The organism is Pseudomonas sp. GW822-FHT03F04, from assembly GCF_058801405.1.
The window spans coordinates 360,752-376,437 of the sequence record NZ_JBXANF010000006.1; the positions used below are offsets into that span (position 1 = coordinate 360,752).

The window sequence follows — 15,686 nt, forward strand, 5'->3', positions numbered from 1 at the left end:
GCAATCAATGTCCGGCGCAACTTCCGACTCATTCAGGGACCGATCCATGCTCAAGGGACTGTTACGCCTGGCGCCATATGCCGTGGCGTTGTTCACACTGATTTCCACTGCCCATGCCGAAGATGGTCGGCGCGTGTTCACCGGCAAGCTGGGCAAAACGCCGATTGTGGTTGAGCTCAATACCCAGCAACCGGATGAAGTGACCGGTCGTTACTTCTACGAAAAATACCATCGGGACCTGCCCCTCAGCGGGTCATTGCAGGACAGCACCCTGACGCTGGTTGAAGGCAATAATCGCTACGGTGACGACAAGCCACTGCCAACTTTGAAACTGGAAGAAACGGCCACTGGCTGGCAGGGCGAGTGGCAAAGTCCGAAGGGCAAGAAGCTCACAGTGCAACTTTCCGAGGCCAGGCTTCCAGCGCCGACAACTTCTACGCTGCCCTTCATCGCCGCGCTGCCAAACGGCGAGCCGTATGAGTATTTGCGACTACAGGGACTCAAGCTCAAACCGCTGAAGAAACAAGACTTCATGGGTTACACCCTGCAATGGTGGACAGAGCCGGAGTCAAAGGTTTCGCTGTTCAGCGTAGAGTCCGGTCTGCCAAAAGATGATCTGCAACGGGTTAACCAGCAGTTGCTTGGACGGTTGTGGAATGAGGTCATCCGCTATCACGGTTGCCAACTGCAGGGCGGGGAATACGTCGAGTTCATGCAGGACGCAGAACCCAAAATGATTTCGCCTGCCGTGGTCAGCCTGAACATCTCGACCAGCTATTTCTGCGGTGGCGCGCATCCGGACTTCGGTGATTCACCCCTCAACATTGATGTGAGCACTGGTCATCCGTTGTCGCTCGAAGATGTGTTGTGGGTAGGTGAGGGCAAGCCACTGCTGCATGCCGAACGAGACAGCCTGGGTGACAAGCCTTTGAGCTCGGCTGAAAGTGACGCGCGTTATCAGTATGAAAACAAAGAGCTGGTGCCTTGGCTGATCAAGCAATTCACCGCCCTGTACCCCGCAGAAATGAAGAAGCCGACGCAAGATGACGATTGCGACTTCACGGAAGAAAGCGTTTGGGGTTCTTCGCCGTGGTACTTCACTGCGAAAGGCTTATACCTGGGCGCTTACTTCGCCCGCGTACAACGTTCTTGCGATAGACCAGACTGGTCGATCCTGCCGTACTCCCTGATCAAGCAACACCCCGGCGCCGTCAAACTGCAACTGCCCCAGGGCTAACCGTCACGCCAGACCCGGCGCTTCACGAATGATGAAGTGATCCAGGTTCTCGATATTGGCATTGAAGACCTCGAAAGGCTTTTCGGGGTTCTTCTTGCCCGGCACCTGCTTCAACTCCGGCGTTACACCATAGAAGAAGCAGAACAACTCCTTATCACTGTCGATGGCGTGCTTGATCTCCTCCAGAAACGCCTTGCGCTTGCGGTAGTTGTCGATCAGCTTTTTGTTGAGATAGACACTGACCGGATAAGGCTTCTTCTTGCTGTCATCCGGCTTCTTGAACCAGACCTTGTCCTCGAAATCGATCCGGAAACTGGCACTGTGGAAGTCCTCGATTTTCTTGATCCGGCCCCAGTAAATCAGCCCCTTGTTGTCCATCAAGTACTCGATCTTCTTGAAGAACGAACTGTACGGCGCCGTATGCTCGCCAATCTTCAACGGCATGCGCTTGAGCAAATCCTTGTCCGCGAAGTTCGACACAAAACACTCCACGGGGTGAGCGAAGACACTGGTCTTGTCCGGCGCCGTCTCACGACTCGGCGACTCTTTTGAGGGGGCAGTCGCCACCCGCACCGGATCATCCCGCAACACATCCGCCGCTCCCGCAGGCGCGGCAGGCTTGCGCACATACTCACGGCGCGTCAGCAACAACTCCGACGGGAAATGCTCCTCACGCCCGTCATCCGTTTCCCCCTCCGCCGCCTCAACCCCCGACGCCGACGTCTTCAAACTCACATACGGACAACCCGCCACATGCTGCGTACCGGGCAGATTCTTGAAGTGCGGCGTGCGCACGTAATTCACGTTCTTGGCGTTGAACGTACCCAACTCGTTGGAAGCATCGAACGCCGCACGACAGGCGTCGTTGGGGCACTGGAAATGCTCCTTGGCGGAATCGAACGCCACCGTCTCATCGAAATTGAGATCGCGAACGTCATAGATCGACAACTTGTCGTCGAGGCTGAGGCAGTAGGCGAGGTCGAATTTCATGGTGGGGCTCGGGTCCTTGAGTGGGGGAGGGTATTAATAGAGGGAGGGGGGGTACAGGTGATGCAGTAGAGCAAGAGATATAGGCAGTGGCCAATCATAAACAACAGAGTCACTGGAATGAGCTACCGAACATTTGATACACAGATCATGCAATCCTCAGGTGATGCTAATGTGTCTTGCTGACATGGCAAAACGTTGTCTTGTACTGAAAGGTGTATCTGAAACTTTCTCACACATCTTCCCTGAAAGGAGTGCAAAGCTCTGAAAGGGATAAATTTACGGTTCAAAATGTTATTTTATGCAATTTCAATGCCAGAAATGATCGCGGCGGCGTAATTTCAGCAATGCTGTGTAATTCACTGCAGTGATTGCCGATGACTTGCAACGGGCTGACCGACTTCAGCTTCCATTAAAAATGACATGGGCATTGATGGTGAGCTAAAATCGACAATTTTTAGTGAGCCTAATGATGGAGCATTGCCAATTGACCTTGGGCGGTGAAAAGTCGAATTATCTAGGTTCCGCGCAAAGCGATGTCACGCATATGCAACGTTGTCTCAAACCTGAAGATATTCTGACTGTTGATCTATTTTCAGGAGCGGGTGGATTCTCTTTGGGTGCTATCCAGGCAGGTCTTAGCGTCGTAGGTGCCCTTGAAATCGACAAAAATGCCAGCAGTAGCTATCACGCCAATATTGCAACCAAAACTAATTTTCCAGACTTGCTTTTAAATAAGGATATTTTGCATCTGGACCCAGAAGACGCTATGAAGCATTGGAAGTTAAAGCCGGGTCAATGCGATATTATTGTAGGAGGCCCTCCTTGCCAAGGATTTTCTAGACATAGGATTAACAATGCTGGTGTAGGGGATCCTCGGAATAAGTTGCTTGGTAGGTATTTCGAATACGTTGCTGCGCTACGTCCTAGAGTCTTTTTGGTTGAAAATGTACCGGGTCTTCTTTGGCCTAGACATAAAGAATATCTTGAGCAATTCTATGAAATGGGGCGGGAGGCCGAATATTACATTGCTGAGCCAGTTATTCTTAATGCCTGCGATTATGGTGTGATGCAAAATCGTAAGCGTGTCTTTATTCTTGGTATAGATAAAAGACGTCCACTTTCGGTAGAGTGGCCTCCTGCACCAACTCATGCTTCACCAAACGCCCCCCAATCGGAAAAAGTTGGAAAGTCTCCGTGGTTATCAGCTGAAACAGCTTTTAGGCCAGCCGTTGCGGGCGACCCCAATAACGTCCATATGAACCATACAGACGCGTTAGTGGAACTTTTCAAAAATACTCCAATTAATGGCGGAAGTCGCTCCCAGTCTGGTAGGGTTCTGAAGTGTCATACTAAGCACAGCGGACATACCGATGTTTACGGTCGGATTGATCCTACAAAACCAGCACCAACCATGACTACTGCCTGTATCAATCCATCTAAAGGAAGATTTGTTCATCCAGTAGAGAATCACGGAATAACAGTTAGACAGGCCGCTCGTATACAGGGCTTTCCTGAGGATTTCGTTTTTCAAGGTGGCCTTATGGCAAGCGGCGCCCAGATTGGGAACGCCGTACCAATTAAATTGGCGAAGGTCCTGCTGAAACATCTTTCCGCTGCGATGATTCAGAATCAGGCGACATTTTAAGATTAGTTTCCGACATAACGAAAATTGGGGAGCGTACAGCTCCCCAGTTTTATAATTAGTGAGTTGGTAAATTAACGAAGTCTACTCCTATTCTAGATCTTTGATGCCCTGAGTCTGCAAGTAGCTTATTTGCATAATCTGCCCTTAAAACGCCAACTACTTCGAAAATTGCTGGGTTGATACTGGGTGTGCCCCCAAGTTTGTTAATATTGAAGCCGTTAAATTTTGAGTCTACTACGATGCCTTCATCTGCTAGTAGAAGGACTTCTATTTTCATTTGTCGAGATTCTTCGTTAGCAACTTCTAGTGCTACTGGCTCGCCATCAACATAAATAAATATATTTCTACCTTGTTCGGCATTTTGAAGTTTTAGAGTCAGTGCTGCGGCGTTCTTCACAGGAGTTAGTCTAACTGCAGAAATTGGCCTGAATGGATGAAGATCTCCATCCCACCCCCCAGCGTTCTGCCCGGGCACCAGATCGCATGCAGGAGATACACATAACCAATAATGGTACACCGCATTTTTACTGGTACGGAAAACAACACCAGTAGTCATTACTAGCTCTTTGTAGTTGTCCGAACATAAGTGCTCATTAAGTGCATGGTATGCTTGTTCTTTCGTGAGCTCACCTGCGCATGACATTCTTGTGGCCACTGCAACCGGCTCTTCCCCATTTAAGTGAATGAGTCTTGTGCCAAATGCAATCATTTTGCTTTCAATTGAGCTAACTAAGCGCTCGAAAAGCCTACCGTAGAGTTCTTGCATGTAACGCTGGGTTTCCTCTTCAGTGCGAGCAAGTAGAATGCGCAATAGCCATCCAGCTTGACGGCGCGGCGTATCAAGAACTTTTTCATCTGAAATGGTCCCTGCACGTTCCAAGGATGCGCGAGCATGGACCATTAAAACCCGCAATGGAGAGGGGGACCATTCGATTAGTGCCTGATGAAGGCGTTGCTCTAAAACAGAAGCTCCCTCGGACTTGTTAACGATTACTGCAAAAAGATTACCTTGCGAAACCCATTTGCAGTCTGTAGGCCGTCCAAAGCTAGCTTCAATTTTTTCATTACCGTTGCGCCTGCGAAGAACTTCTCTCTCTAAGTCCCTACTAAAATAGTCTTCGCAAAGACCATTGATGACAGAGTTGTGGTTTCGTGGTGGTATCTGCAGCCTGTTTAAGATTGCACGCAGCTCATTCGCATTACCATTCGGTCTTCGTGCTAGTAGGTAATTTTCAATTATGTCAATAGATAGTGCTGACAAGGCGTCGTCGTAGTCGGACTCTTCCATGTCCTCTATTATGCGAGTGGTTGAGTCCTGTTCTTCAGCGCTGGAGCTTACTCCGCCCCCCAGACAAAAGGCTACTTCTCGCAAAACTCTGCTGGGTTCCGCACTTGTGTAGATTATCACTAGATTGAAATGGTCAGAGTTAGCGAGATCCTGCAAAATACTTATAGACTTGCTCGGGTCGTCAGGTTTGCTGGGATCTAGGTGGAAGTCAAGTATCAGCAGATCCGATTGATTGAGGCTTTTCTCTCGTTCGAATTGCATCGCTACAGCAGCCACATTGTCTACATCACATAACCAGCCGCGCTGTCTGCAAAACTCGAAAAGCTCTCCTGCCCGATTCAGCTGAAACCTTTTGCCATCTGGCGGGCTGATCATCTCCATATAGGTCGGAAACTCGTCGTCGACCAATAGTGCAAATCGAATCGGATCAATAAATGCTTCCTTGAGCATTTCAGCAGATACATTAGGCATCGAATCCATTCCGTAGAGTAATTGTAAAGTTAGCGCCGGGCAGTAATTTAAAGTCACCGTCCGTGATGTATGATATTTTATGGCCACCTGCCGCTAAGGTTTGTCGGCAAAGATAAAGTCCTACACCTCTACCTCGTACTCGGCGTGTGAAAAATAGCTCGAATAGATTGCTGACATCGTCTTCATCTATTCCTGGGCCGGAATCGCTAAGTACTATTGCACCTGCCTTCACTGCCAACTGTATTACTCTCTCGTCGCGATTTGAAACCCAGTACAAGGAATTATTAACCAGGTTTATAAAAACTGGGTAGATTCGTGAGGGGTATTCTGTGAAAGCAATATTCTTGAATTCATCCGTTACGACTAATGAGATATGAGCGCTTGCGAGAGCTGCTCCGAAGAACGCTCGGAGATACTCTTCAATGTTAATGCCGGTTATTTCTTGTTTGACGTCCGCCCCAGAAACTTGAAGTCGAGATAGAAAGCTGAGTCGTTCAACTAGCTCCATTCGAGCCTCATCCGCAGCGATGTAAGCATTGGTTTTCTGGGCTTCTTTCGGCAAAGACTTCAAGCCTGACTCGAGACGTCTATCAAGTGAGTGAAGCTCATGACTGAGAATTTCGACACTTACTCCGATTTGTGCCAGGCCTTCTATTTGCTCAAGTTTTTTTTCTAACGTCTCTGTTCTAGCACCGGCGTAGGCAAACACCCCATCCAGGTCAACCCCTTCTGACAGCTGCCGAAGACTTCTTAAATAAGGATCATACTGGTCCGAAAATCTTAAAACTAGATCGTCACGAATAGAGTCCATTTCTTGTAAAACTATACGAAGCGGTGTACGGCCCTGTTCCAAATCAAGTAGTAACGGCGCTGACTTTTTATAGAATTCTTTTTGATCGTTATTTACACAAGAATCAAATCGATCAATCTCTGATTTTAGTGCGTCTAAGATGCCTTTTTTCCATCGAATAAGTCTGTCGCTTATGAATTTTTGATTGCTGCCTAGTTTAGAGCGAGCGATGTCAATTGCAGGGCGTGCGCTAAGTCTTTCGGTTTCTGTCGACCATAAATTTTTTAATGCCTCTACCTTTTCAGAGAATTCTGAAAAGGTAGCTCTGTATTCTCTGTAGCGGTCTTCGAATTTTCCAAGATTTTTAGGCTTAGGTGGTAGCTTGAGGTCGGCGCGTACATCTTGCAATGCCTCAACTCTGCTAGATATAGACCACAACTCTTCGGCGTTTTGACGATTGACTATATCAGCAACCGCATTGCTTAAGATTTCAAGCGATTCCAGATTCTCTTCCAAAATTGGTGATAACTCTCGAACAGACTTTCTGAAAGAGTTAAGTTGTCCTGTCCTGGCTGATTTTGCTTTAAGCGCTGCAGCATCATTTTCCGCTTGAATCTCTCCGATCAATTCATCGCGGCGTTCATAGTCAGATCCAAAGTATCGTCGCGCCGTTACTTTTAATAAATCAACTACAAGTATTTGTATTGCGCGACTTGCAGTGTTGTCAATGACTCCCTCTCGACCAGCTTTGTCTTTTAGATTGGGGTTTTTAGAGCGAGTAAGGGCAATACGACCAAAGCTTCGACGGCTTGCCCAAAACTCCCGGCCAGCATTCATCTGTCGCCGCTCTTCAATCTTGAAAAAGTCATTTTCTGGTCGGCCATATGGCATGACTCTTAAACCATCTCGATAAATGTTGAGGCCAGAGTGGCTTTCTGCTCTTGCCATAACCTGAGCATGCACAGCAGGAGGAAGTGTACTGGACCTAGCATTCCCCTCAAACGATCCTAGGCAGATTGAGAACGGCCCAACTCGTTCCCTAGGTGATGTCGGTACTGGGTGAGAAGGTGTTAGTTCAACTTCGCCTTGATATTTTCCAAAAGCTCTAATTTTTCCTCTAAATACTCCATATTCATCAACGTCTCCTTCGATGCAGTGGTCGAGCGAGTGCAAGTATTCTATTCCGTAGATTTCTTTGGCGCCCACAACCACTTTCTCGCCGTCATTTCCATGTACAACCACCCGGTAGTCTAAAATGTCATCATTTTCAACATAAGGGTCGGAAAATCCAGATAGGGTTCTGATAAGTGATGCTTTGATGGATTCAGTTTCGTCTGTTATTTTTCGAGGATCAATTACCCAGGCCTCTAGAGCAGCATTTAATTCGGTAATTATCATCGCCGTGCCTGACTCGGCCTTGAGCGACCAAACGTCCCAATCGGATAAAAAGTGTTCTGAAAAAATATAACTGTTCAGTGCGCTTTTTATTTGCTCGCTAGGAGCCGCGAGTGTTGACCCATCATGCGTTTGAGATTCATCAAATTCTTTCCATGCACTTTTGAGTCTTAGAGAGCGCCCGTCGGAGCCAGAATTTCCATCCAGATTCTCTAGTAGTTTTTTTATCATTCCCGGCACAAGCTTGGGTAGCTCTGATCTGTCATCGAAATTAATTACAGGTAAAGTGATATCCTGCATTAATAAGTATGGGTTTTCGAATAGTCTCCAATCTATCAGGCAGCATACATAGGGTTCTCCAGCTTGTTTTGATATCACTAGTACGGTGGAACCTAGCGCTGCTACGGAGAGGCGACCAATTCCTTTTTGACCTTGCTTTGGTCTTAATGAAAGTCCTTTTCGAAAAGCTCTTGGAACTTCATCGACCCCTGCTTTGGATTCTGTACCTACTACTAGCCATTTATCGATAAATTGCGACATGGTCATCCCGTGACCGTCATCGATAATAACGCTTACAGGTTTTTCTCCGCCGTGGATGTGCAGTGCTACCTTATGCGCATAAGCATCATATGCGTTCTTCCATAGTTCACTTACGGCGGTAGGTACGTCAGCAATCTGTTCTCTACCAAGGTGATCAATCGTTCGTGCCCTGGTTTGAAAGGCAACTGAATTAGACATATATAAATCTCATCATTTGCCGATTTTTTCGGGCTTGTAGAGTGCTAAGCTGTATTGAAATTTTTATTGAGGTTCCACATTTCAGCGTTGGTGCCACTCGCAGGCTATTAGTGGTCTTGGCTGGTGAGTTACCTGCAGGTAAGGGCTCAGCTGAGCTTATAAAAAGTGATGAATTTTGAATGGTCATGATCATTTGTTCCATCTCATCTTCCCTAGTCACATATCCCTTTTGCCCTTTAACGAGCGAATGTACCTACTGACGCTATCAATGTATTGCTTACGGGTAAACCTCGAAGTTAGCGAATTGGTGGTTCTTACGTTCTAAGTCGCTGAAAAATCAAAAAAATTGCTTTCTCGTCGGCCGTTGTGGTTAACGATTCGTAATCGTTAACCTGCCTTCCTGATGTCTATACCAAAGCCCAAACACCATCCTTGGAGTTGTGAGGTTATCGATTTTCTGAGGAATTCACCGCCTTCGCAATGGAGCCGTCTTCTCCAGGCCCCTGCGCGGGGTCATTGAGATCAAGTTATTTGCCGATTACTGCGCAGCTTCTAGGAGATAAATCCTCATGCCTCAGTTTTTTGTGCGGACCAATTACTCTCGCTTCAATCGTTTCAGCGTCCGGTAAAGCAACTCGGTGAAATCCTTACTGTCGTTCGAATGGTGACAGCGTCGGTGGCAGTTTGGGCATAGCGCCACAGCGTTCGATATTTGATCCGAGCCTTTTTCCGCAAGCGGCTTAACGTGGTGAATTTCGAGAAAAGGCAAATCAAGCTTTTGGAATGGGGCAGGTTCACCACAGCCTTCGCAATGCCCATCAGCTTCATTTCGTACCCAGGCTCTGACCTCGGGATCGCGAACATAAACCGTGCGAGAGCTAGCAGCTTTCTTTGGTTTTTTAATACCTTTAGGCGGCTCTTTTATCTTTTTCTTCTGAATCGCAACAGCTCGGCGCTCTAGTGTTTCTTCGTCGGCGGTCGGAATAGCAGGGTCGCCCGGGTGGAAGCCGTGATTTTTGAGAGCTGTTTGAATTAAGTGTTCAACATTCGAACCAACGTTTTTCGCCGGTTTGTAACCCTTAATGGGTTTCCGATCCATCATCATGAGGACTCTGGAGATGTTCTGCATTCGGAATTCTACAGAGCCTTTTGTGCGAGTCGGCAAGGCTGATGCGCGTAGCACGCGATTCTCATGGGCCTTGTTGAATTTTTGACCCGCGAGCTCTAGTTCAAGCATTTTGAGATAGGTGCCAACCGCTGCCTCAATCTCAGCAACAGTCCAGTCAGTGTCTCTTTTCTTGTCGCTCATAAAATCGCCGAGGGTTGAAAACCCTCGGACGATACTGAGTGGCCATCACTGATGTCTACGAAAATTCCTACAGAAAATAACGACGGATCTCGCGAAGTCCTACAATCACCGTCACTAGCCCATGGAGTGCCTCGAAGACTGAAGCACCTGCGCAACCTTTCGCCACCAAGGCTTCCCCGGTGTCCGCCGTTGCGTCTGATCGTTCAGCAGATAAGGCATATCCCGCAGTCGAATCCAGCCTTCATCCTGCCAATGCAGCAGACTCAATGACATCTCCGGCCAATCTAACAAACTCAACATCGGCCGATCTGAATGTCCCGAGTGTTCTGCATCACGCAAGGCCGGTACCACCTGATGAGTCAGCCATTCACGTAACAACCGATTCCCGGGAACGTAGTGGTACACCAGCAGCGCATACACACCGGACTCGCTGAGCATCAGTTGCTTTTCAGGTTGCCGAAAATACTCAATCCACAAAACGCGACGTTGATCCTTGTCTAGCTTATTGACCATGCGTTCGCACAGATGGACACCCATCAAGCGGCCGACATCGCGAGCGCAGAACCACGTTTGGTTTTCGAGCAGAAGGGCGTGTAGTGCGAGGTTGTGACGAGAGAAGACTGTTACAGAAAAAGGATCGGGCATATCCATTACCTCTACGTTAGATTTTTGGAGGGCCTGACCCCAACGTAGAGTGGACTTAAGAAATCCCAACGAGCGGGGCAGCTCCACCGACGACATGTACGTCTGTGTAACTGGCCAAGCTTTCTACGTTGGGTGTTTCTTAGGCACCTGCAATTGAGCTTAGAGGTGCTTGCAGTTGGCTTCAATGCGAAGCGGCTGTAAGTGCTATAGGAGATTGAACTCTGCAACGTAGGGACGGAAAAGGGCAACCAGTCGCCCATAAAAAAGCCCCGATCAAATCGGGGCTTTTTGCTTTCTCAATTCGACGACTCAAGCAGCAATCGTCAAATCGTGGTGAGCGAGACGATTAGTCCCAGCTCAGAGCACCACCAGTTTGGTATTCGATCACACGAGTCTCAAAGAAATTCTTCTCTTTCTTCAAGTCCATAATCTCGCTCATCCAAGGGAACGGATTAGTCGTCCCTGGATATTCTTCTTTAAGGCCGATCTGCGACAGACGACGGTTAGCGATGAACTTCAGGTAGTCCTCCATCATCGCTGCGTTCATGCCCAGTACGCCGCGAGGCATGGTGTCGCGGGCGTATTCGATTTCCAGCTGGGTGCCCTGCAGAATCATCTGCGAAGCTTCTTCCTTCATTTCGGCGTCCCACAGGTGTGGGTTTTCGATTTTGATCTGGTTGATCACGTCGATGCCGAAGTTCAGGTGCATGGATTCGTCGCGCAGGATGTACTGGAACTGCTCGGCGACGCCGGTCATTTTGTTGCGGCGGCCCATGGAGAGGATCTGGGTGAAGCCGCAGTAGAAGAAGATGCCTTCCAGAACGCAGTAGTAGGCGATCAGGTTGCGCAGCAGTTCTTTGTCGGTTTCGACGGTGCCGGTGTTGAATTCCGGGTCGGAGATGGCGCGGGTGTATTTCAGGCCCCAGGCGGCTTTTTTCGCGACCGACGGGATCTCGTGGTACATGTTGAAGATCTCGCCTTCATCCATGCCCAGCGATTCGATGCAGTACTGGTAGGCGTGGGTGTGGATCGCCTCTTCGAACGCCTGGCGCAGGATGTACTGGCGGCATTCCGGGTTGGTGATCAGGCGGTACACGGCCAGGGCCAGGTTGTTGGCAACCAGGGAGTCGGCGGTGGAGAAGAAGCCGAGGTTGCGCATCACGATGCGGCGCTCGTCGTCGGTCAGGCCTTCCGGGTTTTTCCAGAGGGCGATGTCGGCAGTCATGTTGACTTCTTGCGGCATCCAGTGGTTTGCGCAGCCGTCCAGGTATTTCTGCCAGGCCCAGTCGTACTTGAATGGCACGAGCTGGTTGAGGTCGGCGCGGCAGTTGATCATGCGCTTTTCGTCAACGGCGACACGGGCGGCGGAGCCTTCGAGTTCGGCGAGGCCTTCGGCGACGTCGAGGGAATCCAGTGCAGCCTTGGCGCGGGCCACGGCGGCCGAGTCAGCAGCGGTTACGGCGCGGGCTTCGAGAGCAGCGGCACCGCCGGCGCTGTCGAGGCGGTCCATGTTGGCTTCGGTAGCGTGGCCGGCGTTGGCGCCTTTTACGGCTACTTCACTGTCTTCTTTGTCGAATTCGTCCCAGCTCAGCATGACGTGTCGTCTCCTGCGTGAGGGCCAGATGCCCGTGTGAAAACTGATGGTTGGTTTTTCACACGACCGTACTGGCCGCGTTGGATCTTAAGGAATCGTTTTTTGCAGCAGCTAAGGCAGGCAATAAAACAGAATTTTGTACGGGTTTCCGAGAGCCTCTGATGGGCGCAGGTCAGCGTTGTCGCTGCTGCGGGGCTTCAGAATGGCTTTGATCCCTGTAAGGGAATATTGCTGACCCGATTGGGCGGCATTATAGGGAAAAAAACACCGGCGTGGGGGAGGGCGAAACAGCGCAGGGCGGTCGAGCGCTGGGGTGATTTCGATCGGAGCGAGGGTTTACAGGGCTTTCGCCGGGATTGGCCCCGGAGAATTTTTTTTCATTAATTTTTCTGCGTGTGATTGGTTGCTCAAAAAACGAGCAAAAAACCGCGTTTTTCACTATATCTTGTGTTTTGCAACCCTTTTACGTCCCTTCAAACACAACTGAGCCCGACCGAAGCCGGGCTGGAATCGACCCTCGATGTTGCGCTGAGTGATCCGATTCGGTGCAGTCTCAAACCATCAATTGGTGCAGCCGTTACCCATCACGCTGTAACGCAGGATGTGGCGCTGGCCGGTGGAGTCGTCGTACTCCATTTTCATCGGAACCACTTCGCAGACATTCGGAACTTCGCTCATCGATACAACGTTGGCGATGTCCAGGTGAGTGGAGTAAGTGTATTCCTCGATGGCCGGTTGTTGCTGTGCGACATCAGTCGGGACCTCGTCTGCCATGGCGGTTGCGCACAGACTGCTGAGGGCCAGAACCAATAAAGCTTTCATTTGAAATTTACCTTCTTGAGGTCGAATGGGGTCACGCAACCTTTTTGGGGTTGCGTGTGGAACTTCATCGTTTTGGTTTGTTACTTAAGAGCTGGATTAACGGCCTTCGTGGGGGCTGTAACGTTGTTAATCGCTTTGCCTTGTCGGCGAGGTGAATTCTAGGGAGGTGGGGTGGGGGTAAACAGACTCGGTTTTGATAAACACCTTTGGCAGATTTGGTAACAATCGGCGGATATCGTGATGTCGGTGATGCGACTTTCCTGAGTAATCGACTCGCCAGAATCGCTTGCAGACCAGATCCCGCAAGGGTTGCAGGGTGTTTCGCAAAGGTATTGGCCGCGCGTCTCCGGGGTATCTGGATGTTTTGTAGGGGCTTGTTACTACCATCGTCGAATGGTTCTATACGGGCGCCCCGGCTACAACAGGGTCATACAAAAACAACTATTACACCGAGGTAGGAAAGATGAGTGCGGCTTCCCTGTATCCCGTTCGCCCCGAGGTTCTGGCCAATACGCTGACCGACGAGGCGACCTACAAAGCCATGTACCAACAGTCGGTCGTCAACCCTGACGGCTTCTGGCGCGAACAAGCCAAGCGCCTCGACTGGATCAAGCCTTTCACCACGGTGAAACAGACTTCGTTCGACGACCATCATGTCGACATCAAGTGGTTTGCCGACGGCACCCTGAACGTTTCCTACAACTGCCTCGACCGTCATCTGGCCGAGCGCGGCGATCAGGTCGCCATCATCTGGGAAGGCGACGATCCTTCCGAAAGCCGTAACATCACCTACCGCGAACTGCATGAACAAGTCTGCAAGTTCGCCAACGCCCTGCGTGGCCAGGACGTGCACCGCGGCGACGTGGTGACTATCTATATGCCGATGATCCCCGAAGCCGTGGTCGCCATGCTGGCCTGCACCCGGATCGGCGCGATTCACTCGGTGGTGTTCGGTGGTTTCTCGCCGGAAGCCCTGGCCGGTCGCATCATCGACTGCCGCTCGAAAGTGGTGATCACCGCTGACGAAGGCATCCGTGCCGGCAAGAAGATTTCCCTCAAGGCCAACGTCGACGACGCCCTGACCAACCCGGAAACCAGCAGCATCCAGAAAGTCATCGTGTGCAAACGCACCGGCGGCGACATCAAGTGGAACCAGCATCGCGACATCTGGTACGAAGACCTGATGAAAGTGGCGGGCACTGTTTGCGCGCCGAAAGAGATGGGCGCCGAAGAAGCGCTGTTCATCCTTTATACCTCCGGCTCCACCGGCAAGCCGAAGGGCGTGCAACACACCACTGGCGGCTATCTGTTGTACGCGGCCATGACTCACGAGCGCGTGTTCGACTACCGCCCGGGCGAAATCTACTGGTGCACCGCTGACGTTGGTTGGGTCACCGGTCACTCCTACATTGTGTACGGCCCGCTGGCCAACGGCGCGACCACGCTGCTGTTCGAAGGCGTGCCGAACTACCCGGACATCACCCGGGTGGCGAAGATCGTCGACAAGCACAAGGTCAACATCCTCTACACCGCGCCGACCGCGATCCGCGCGATGATGGCTTCCGGCACCGCCGCTGTTGAAGGCGCGGACGGCAGCAGCCTGCGCCTGCTCGGTTCGGTGGGCGAGCCGATCAACCCGGAAGCCTGGGACTGGTACTACAAGAACGTCGGCAAGTCCCGTTGCCCGATCGTCGATACCTGGTGGCAGACCGAAACCGGCGGCAACATGATGAGCCCGCTGCCGGGCGCTCATACCCTGAAGCCGGGTTCGGCAGCGCGTCCGTTCTTCGGTGTGGTGCCGGCGCTGGTGGACAACCTCGGTAACATCATTGAGGGCGAAGCCGAAGGCAATCTGGTGATTCTCGATTCGTGGCCAGGTCAGGCGCGCACCCTGTACGGCGACCACGATCGTTTCGTCGACACCTACTTCAAGACCTTCCGTGGCATGTACTTCACCGGTGACGGTGCTCGTCGCGATGCCGACGGTTACTACTGGATCACCGGTCGTGTGGACGACGTGCTCAACGTGTCCGGCCACCGCATGGGTACCGCCGAGATCGAAAGCGCGATGGTCGCTCACCCGAAAGTCGCCGAAGCGGCGGTGGTCGGTGTGCCGCACGACATCAAGGGGCAGGGCATTTATGTCTACGTCACCCTGAAGAATGGCGAAGAACCGAGCGAGCAGCTGCGCCTGGAGTTGAAGAACTGGGTGCGCAAGGAGATCGGCCCGATCGCTTCGCCGGACGTGATCCAGTGGGCGCCGGGGCTGCCGAAGACCCGTTCGGGCAAGATCATGCGCCGCATCCTGCGCAAGATCGCTACGGCCGAATACGAAGGTCTGGGCGACATCTCCACCCTGGCCGATCCGGGTGTGGTGCAGCATCTGATCGATACGCACAAGACCATGAACGTCGCGTAAGCGGCGGGTCTGAAGGCTGAAAAGCCCCGTCCGGCATCACGCCGGGCGGGGCTTTTTGTTTTTCAATAATTATCGGTTTCATCCGTCAGGCACTTCCCACTGTTACCCGTCAGGCTTCAAGTAACTGAATGTGTAACCGTCTGCTCCGCAACGGGGCGATGGGAAACGCCGCGCCCTGTTTCAGGGCCTCAAAACACCCTGTGAAAAATAAGACATCACCCCGCGCTTGCCGGATTAGAAGGGTTTGCGAATAATAGGCCCGCAATTTGCAGCATAGATCGGTTCACTGTCTTTCGCTCTTGCATGAAATTGCGGAGCTGTCAATGTGCTCAAGCGGGTTTCT

Annotated in this window: 10 protein-coding genes; 3 read left to right on the top strand and 7 right to left on the bottom strand. The window is 51.0% G+C overall.

Translation table 11 applies throughout. The annotated features are described in order from the left end of the window. Positions 1-46: 46 nt before the first annotated feature. Positions 47-1,237, top strand: a complete 1,191-nt coding sequence (locus tag AC1RMX_RS16725; RefSeq protein ID WP_493072563.1) for a hypothetical protein — start codon at positions 47-49, stop codon at positions 1,235-1,237. Positions 1,238-1,240: 3 nt separating this feature from the next. Here AC1RMX_RS16725 and AC1RMX_RS16730 read toward each other — a convergent pair whose 3' ends face one another. After that, entirely contained in the window at positions 1,241-2,227 is a 987-nt protein-coding gene (locus AC1RMX_RS16730; RefSeq protein WP_096818135.1) for a hypothetical protein, read from the bottom strand. A gap of 484 nt (positions 2,228-2,711) precedes the next feature. Between AC1RMX_RS16730 and AC1RMX_RS16735 the strand changes: the two genes are divergently transcribed. Further along, positions 2,712-3,872, top strand: coding sequence for a DNA cytosine methyltransferase (locus tag AC1RMX_RS16735; protein WP_493072564.1), 1,161 nt, complete (start codon positions 2,712-2,714; stop codon positions 3,870-3,872). Between the two features lie 55 nt (positions 3,873-3,927). Here AC1RMX_RS16735 and AC1RMX_RS16740 read toward each other — a convergent pair whose 3' ends face one another. From AC1RMX_RS16740 to AC1RMX_RS16765, 6 genes are all read right to left on the bottom strand, one after another. Further along, positions 3,928-5,631: a response regulator receiver domain gene (locus AC1RMX_RS16740; RefSeq protein WP_493072565.1), complete on the bottom strand. Its 1,704-nt coding sequence runs from the start codon at positions 5,629-5,631 to the stop codon at positions 3,928-3,930. Beyond that, positions 5,624-8,554 carry an ATP-binding protein gene (locus AC1RMX_RS16745; protein WP_493072566.1) on the bottom strand — a complete coding sequence of 977 codons (2,931 nt, stop codon included), beginning with the start codon at positions 8,552-8,554 and terminating at the stop codon, positions 5,624-5,626. Before AC1RMX_RS16745 ends, AC1RMX_RS16740 begins: the two co-directional genes overlap by 8 nt. Before the next feature lie 595 nt (positions 8,555-9,149). Further along, positions 9,150-9,863: an HNH endonuclease gene (locus AC1RMX_RS16750; protein WP_493072567.1), complete on the bottom strand. Its 714-nt coding sequence runs from the start codon at positions 9,861-9,863 to the stop codon at positions 9,150-9,152. Positions 9,864-9,977: 114 nt separating this feature from the next. Next, positions 9,978-10,508, bottom strand: a complete 531-nt coding sequence (locus AC1RMX_RS16755) for a BRO-N domain-containing protein (RefSeq protein ID WP_493072593.1) — start codon at positions 10,506-10,508, stop codon at positions 9,978-9,980. Positions 10,509-10,854: 346 nt separating this feature from the next. Continuing rightward, positions 10,855-12,102, bottom strand: coding sequence for a ribonucleotide-diphosphate reductase subunit beta (locus tag AC1RMX_RS16760; RefSeq protein WP_096818122.1), 1,248 nt, complete (start codon positions 12,100-12,102; stop codon positions 10,855-10,857). A 561-nt stretch (positions 12,103-12,663) separates the two neighbouring features. Further along, positions 12,664-12,924 carry a DUF2790 domain-containing protein gene (locus AC1RMX_RS16765; protein ID WP_102621035.1) on the bottom strand — a complete coding sequence of 87 codons (261 nt, stop codon included), beginning with the start codon at positions 12,922-12,924 and terminating at the stop codon, positions 12,664-12,666. A 463-nt stretch (positions 12,925-13,387) separates the two neighbouring features. Here AC1RMX_RS16765 and acs point away from each other — a divergent pair, with 463 nt between their 5' ends. Further along, a complete protein-coding gene (acs, locus tag AC1RMX_RS16770) occupies positions 13,388-15,343 on the top strand; it encodes an acetate--CoA ligase (RefSeq protein ID WP_114884931.1) in 1,956 nt (651 codons plus the stop codon). Positions 15,344-15,686: the final 343 nt, after the last annotated feature.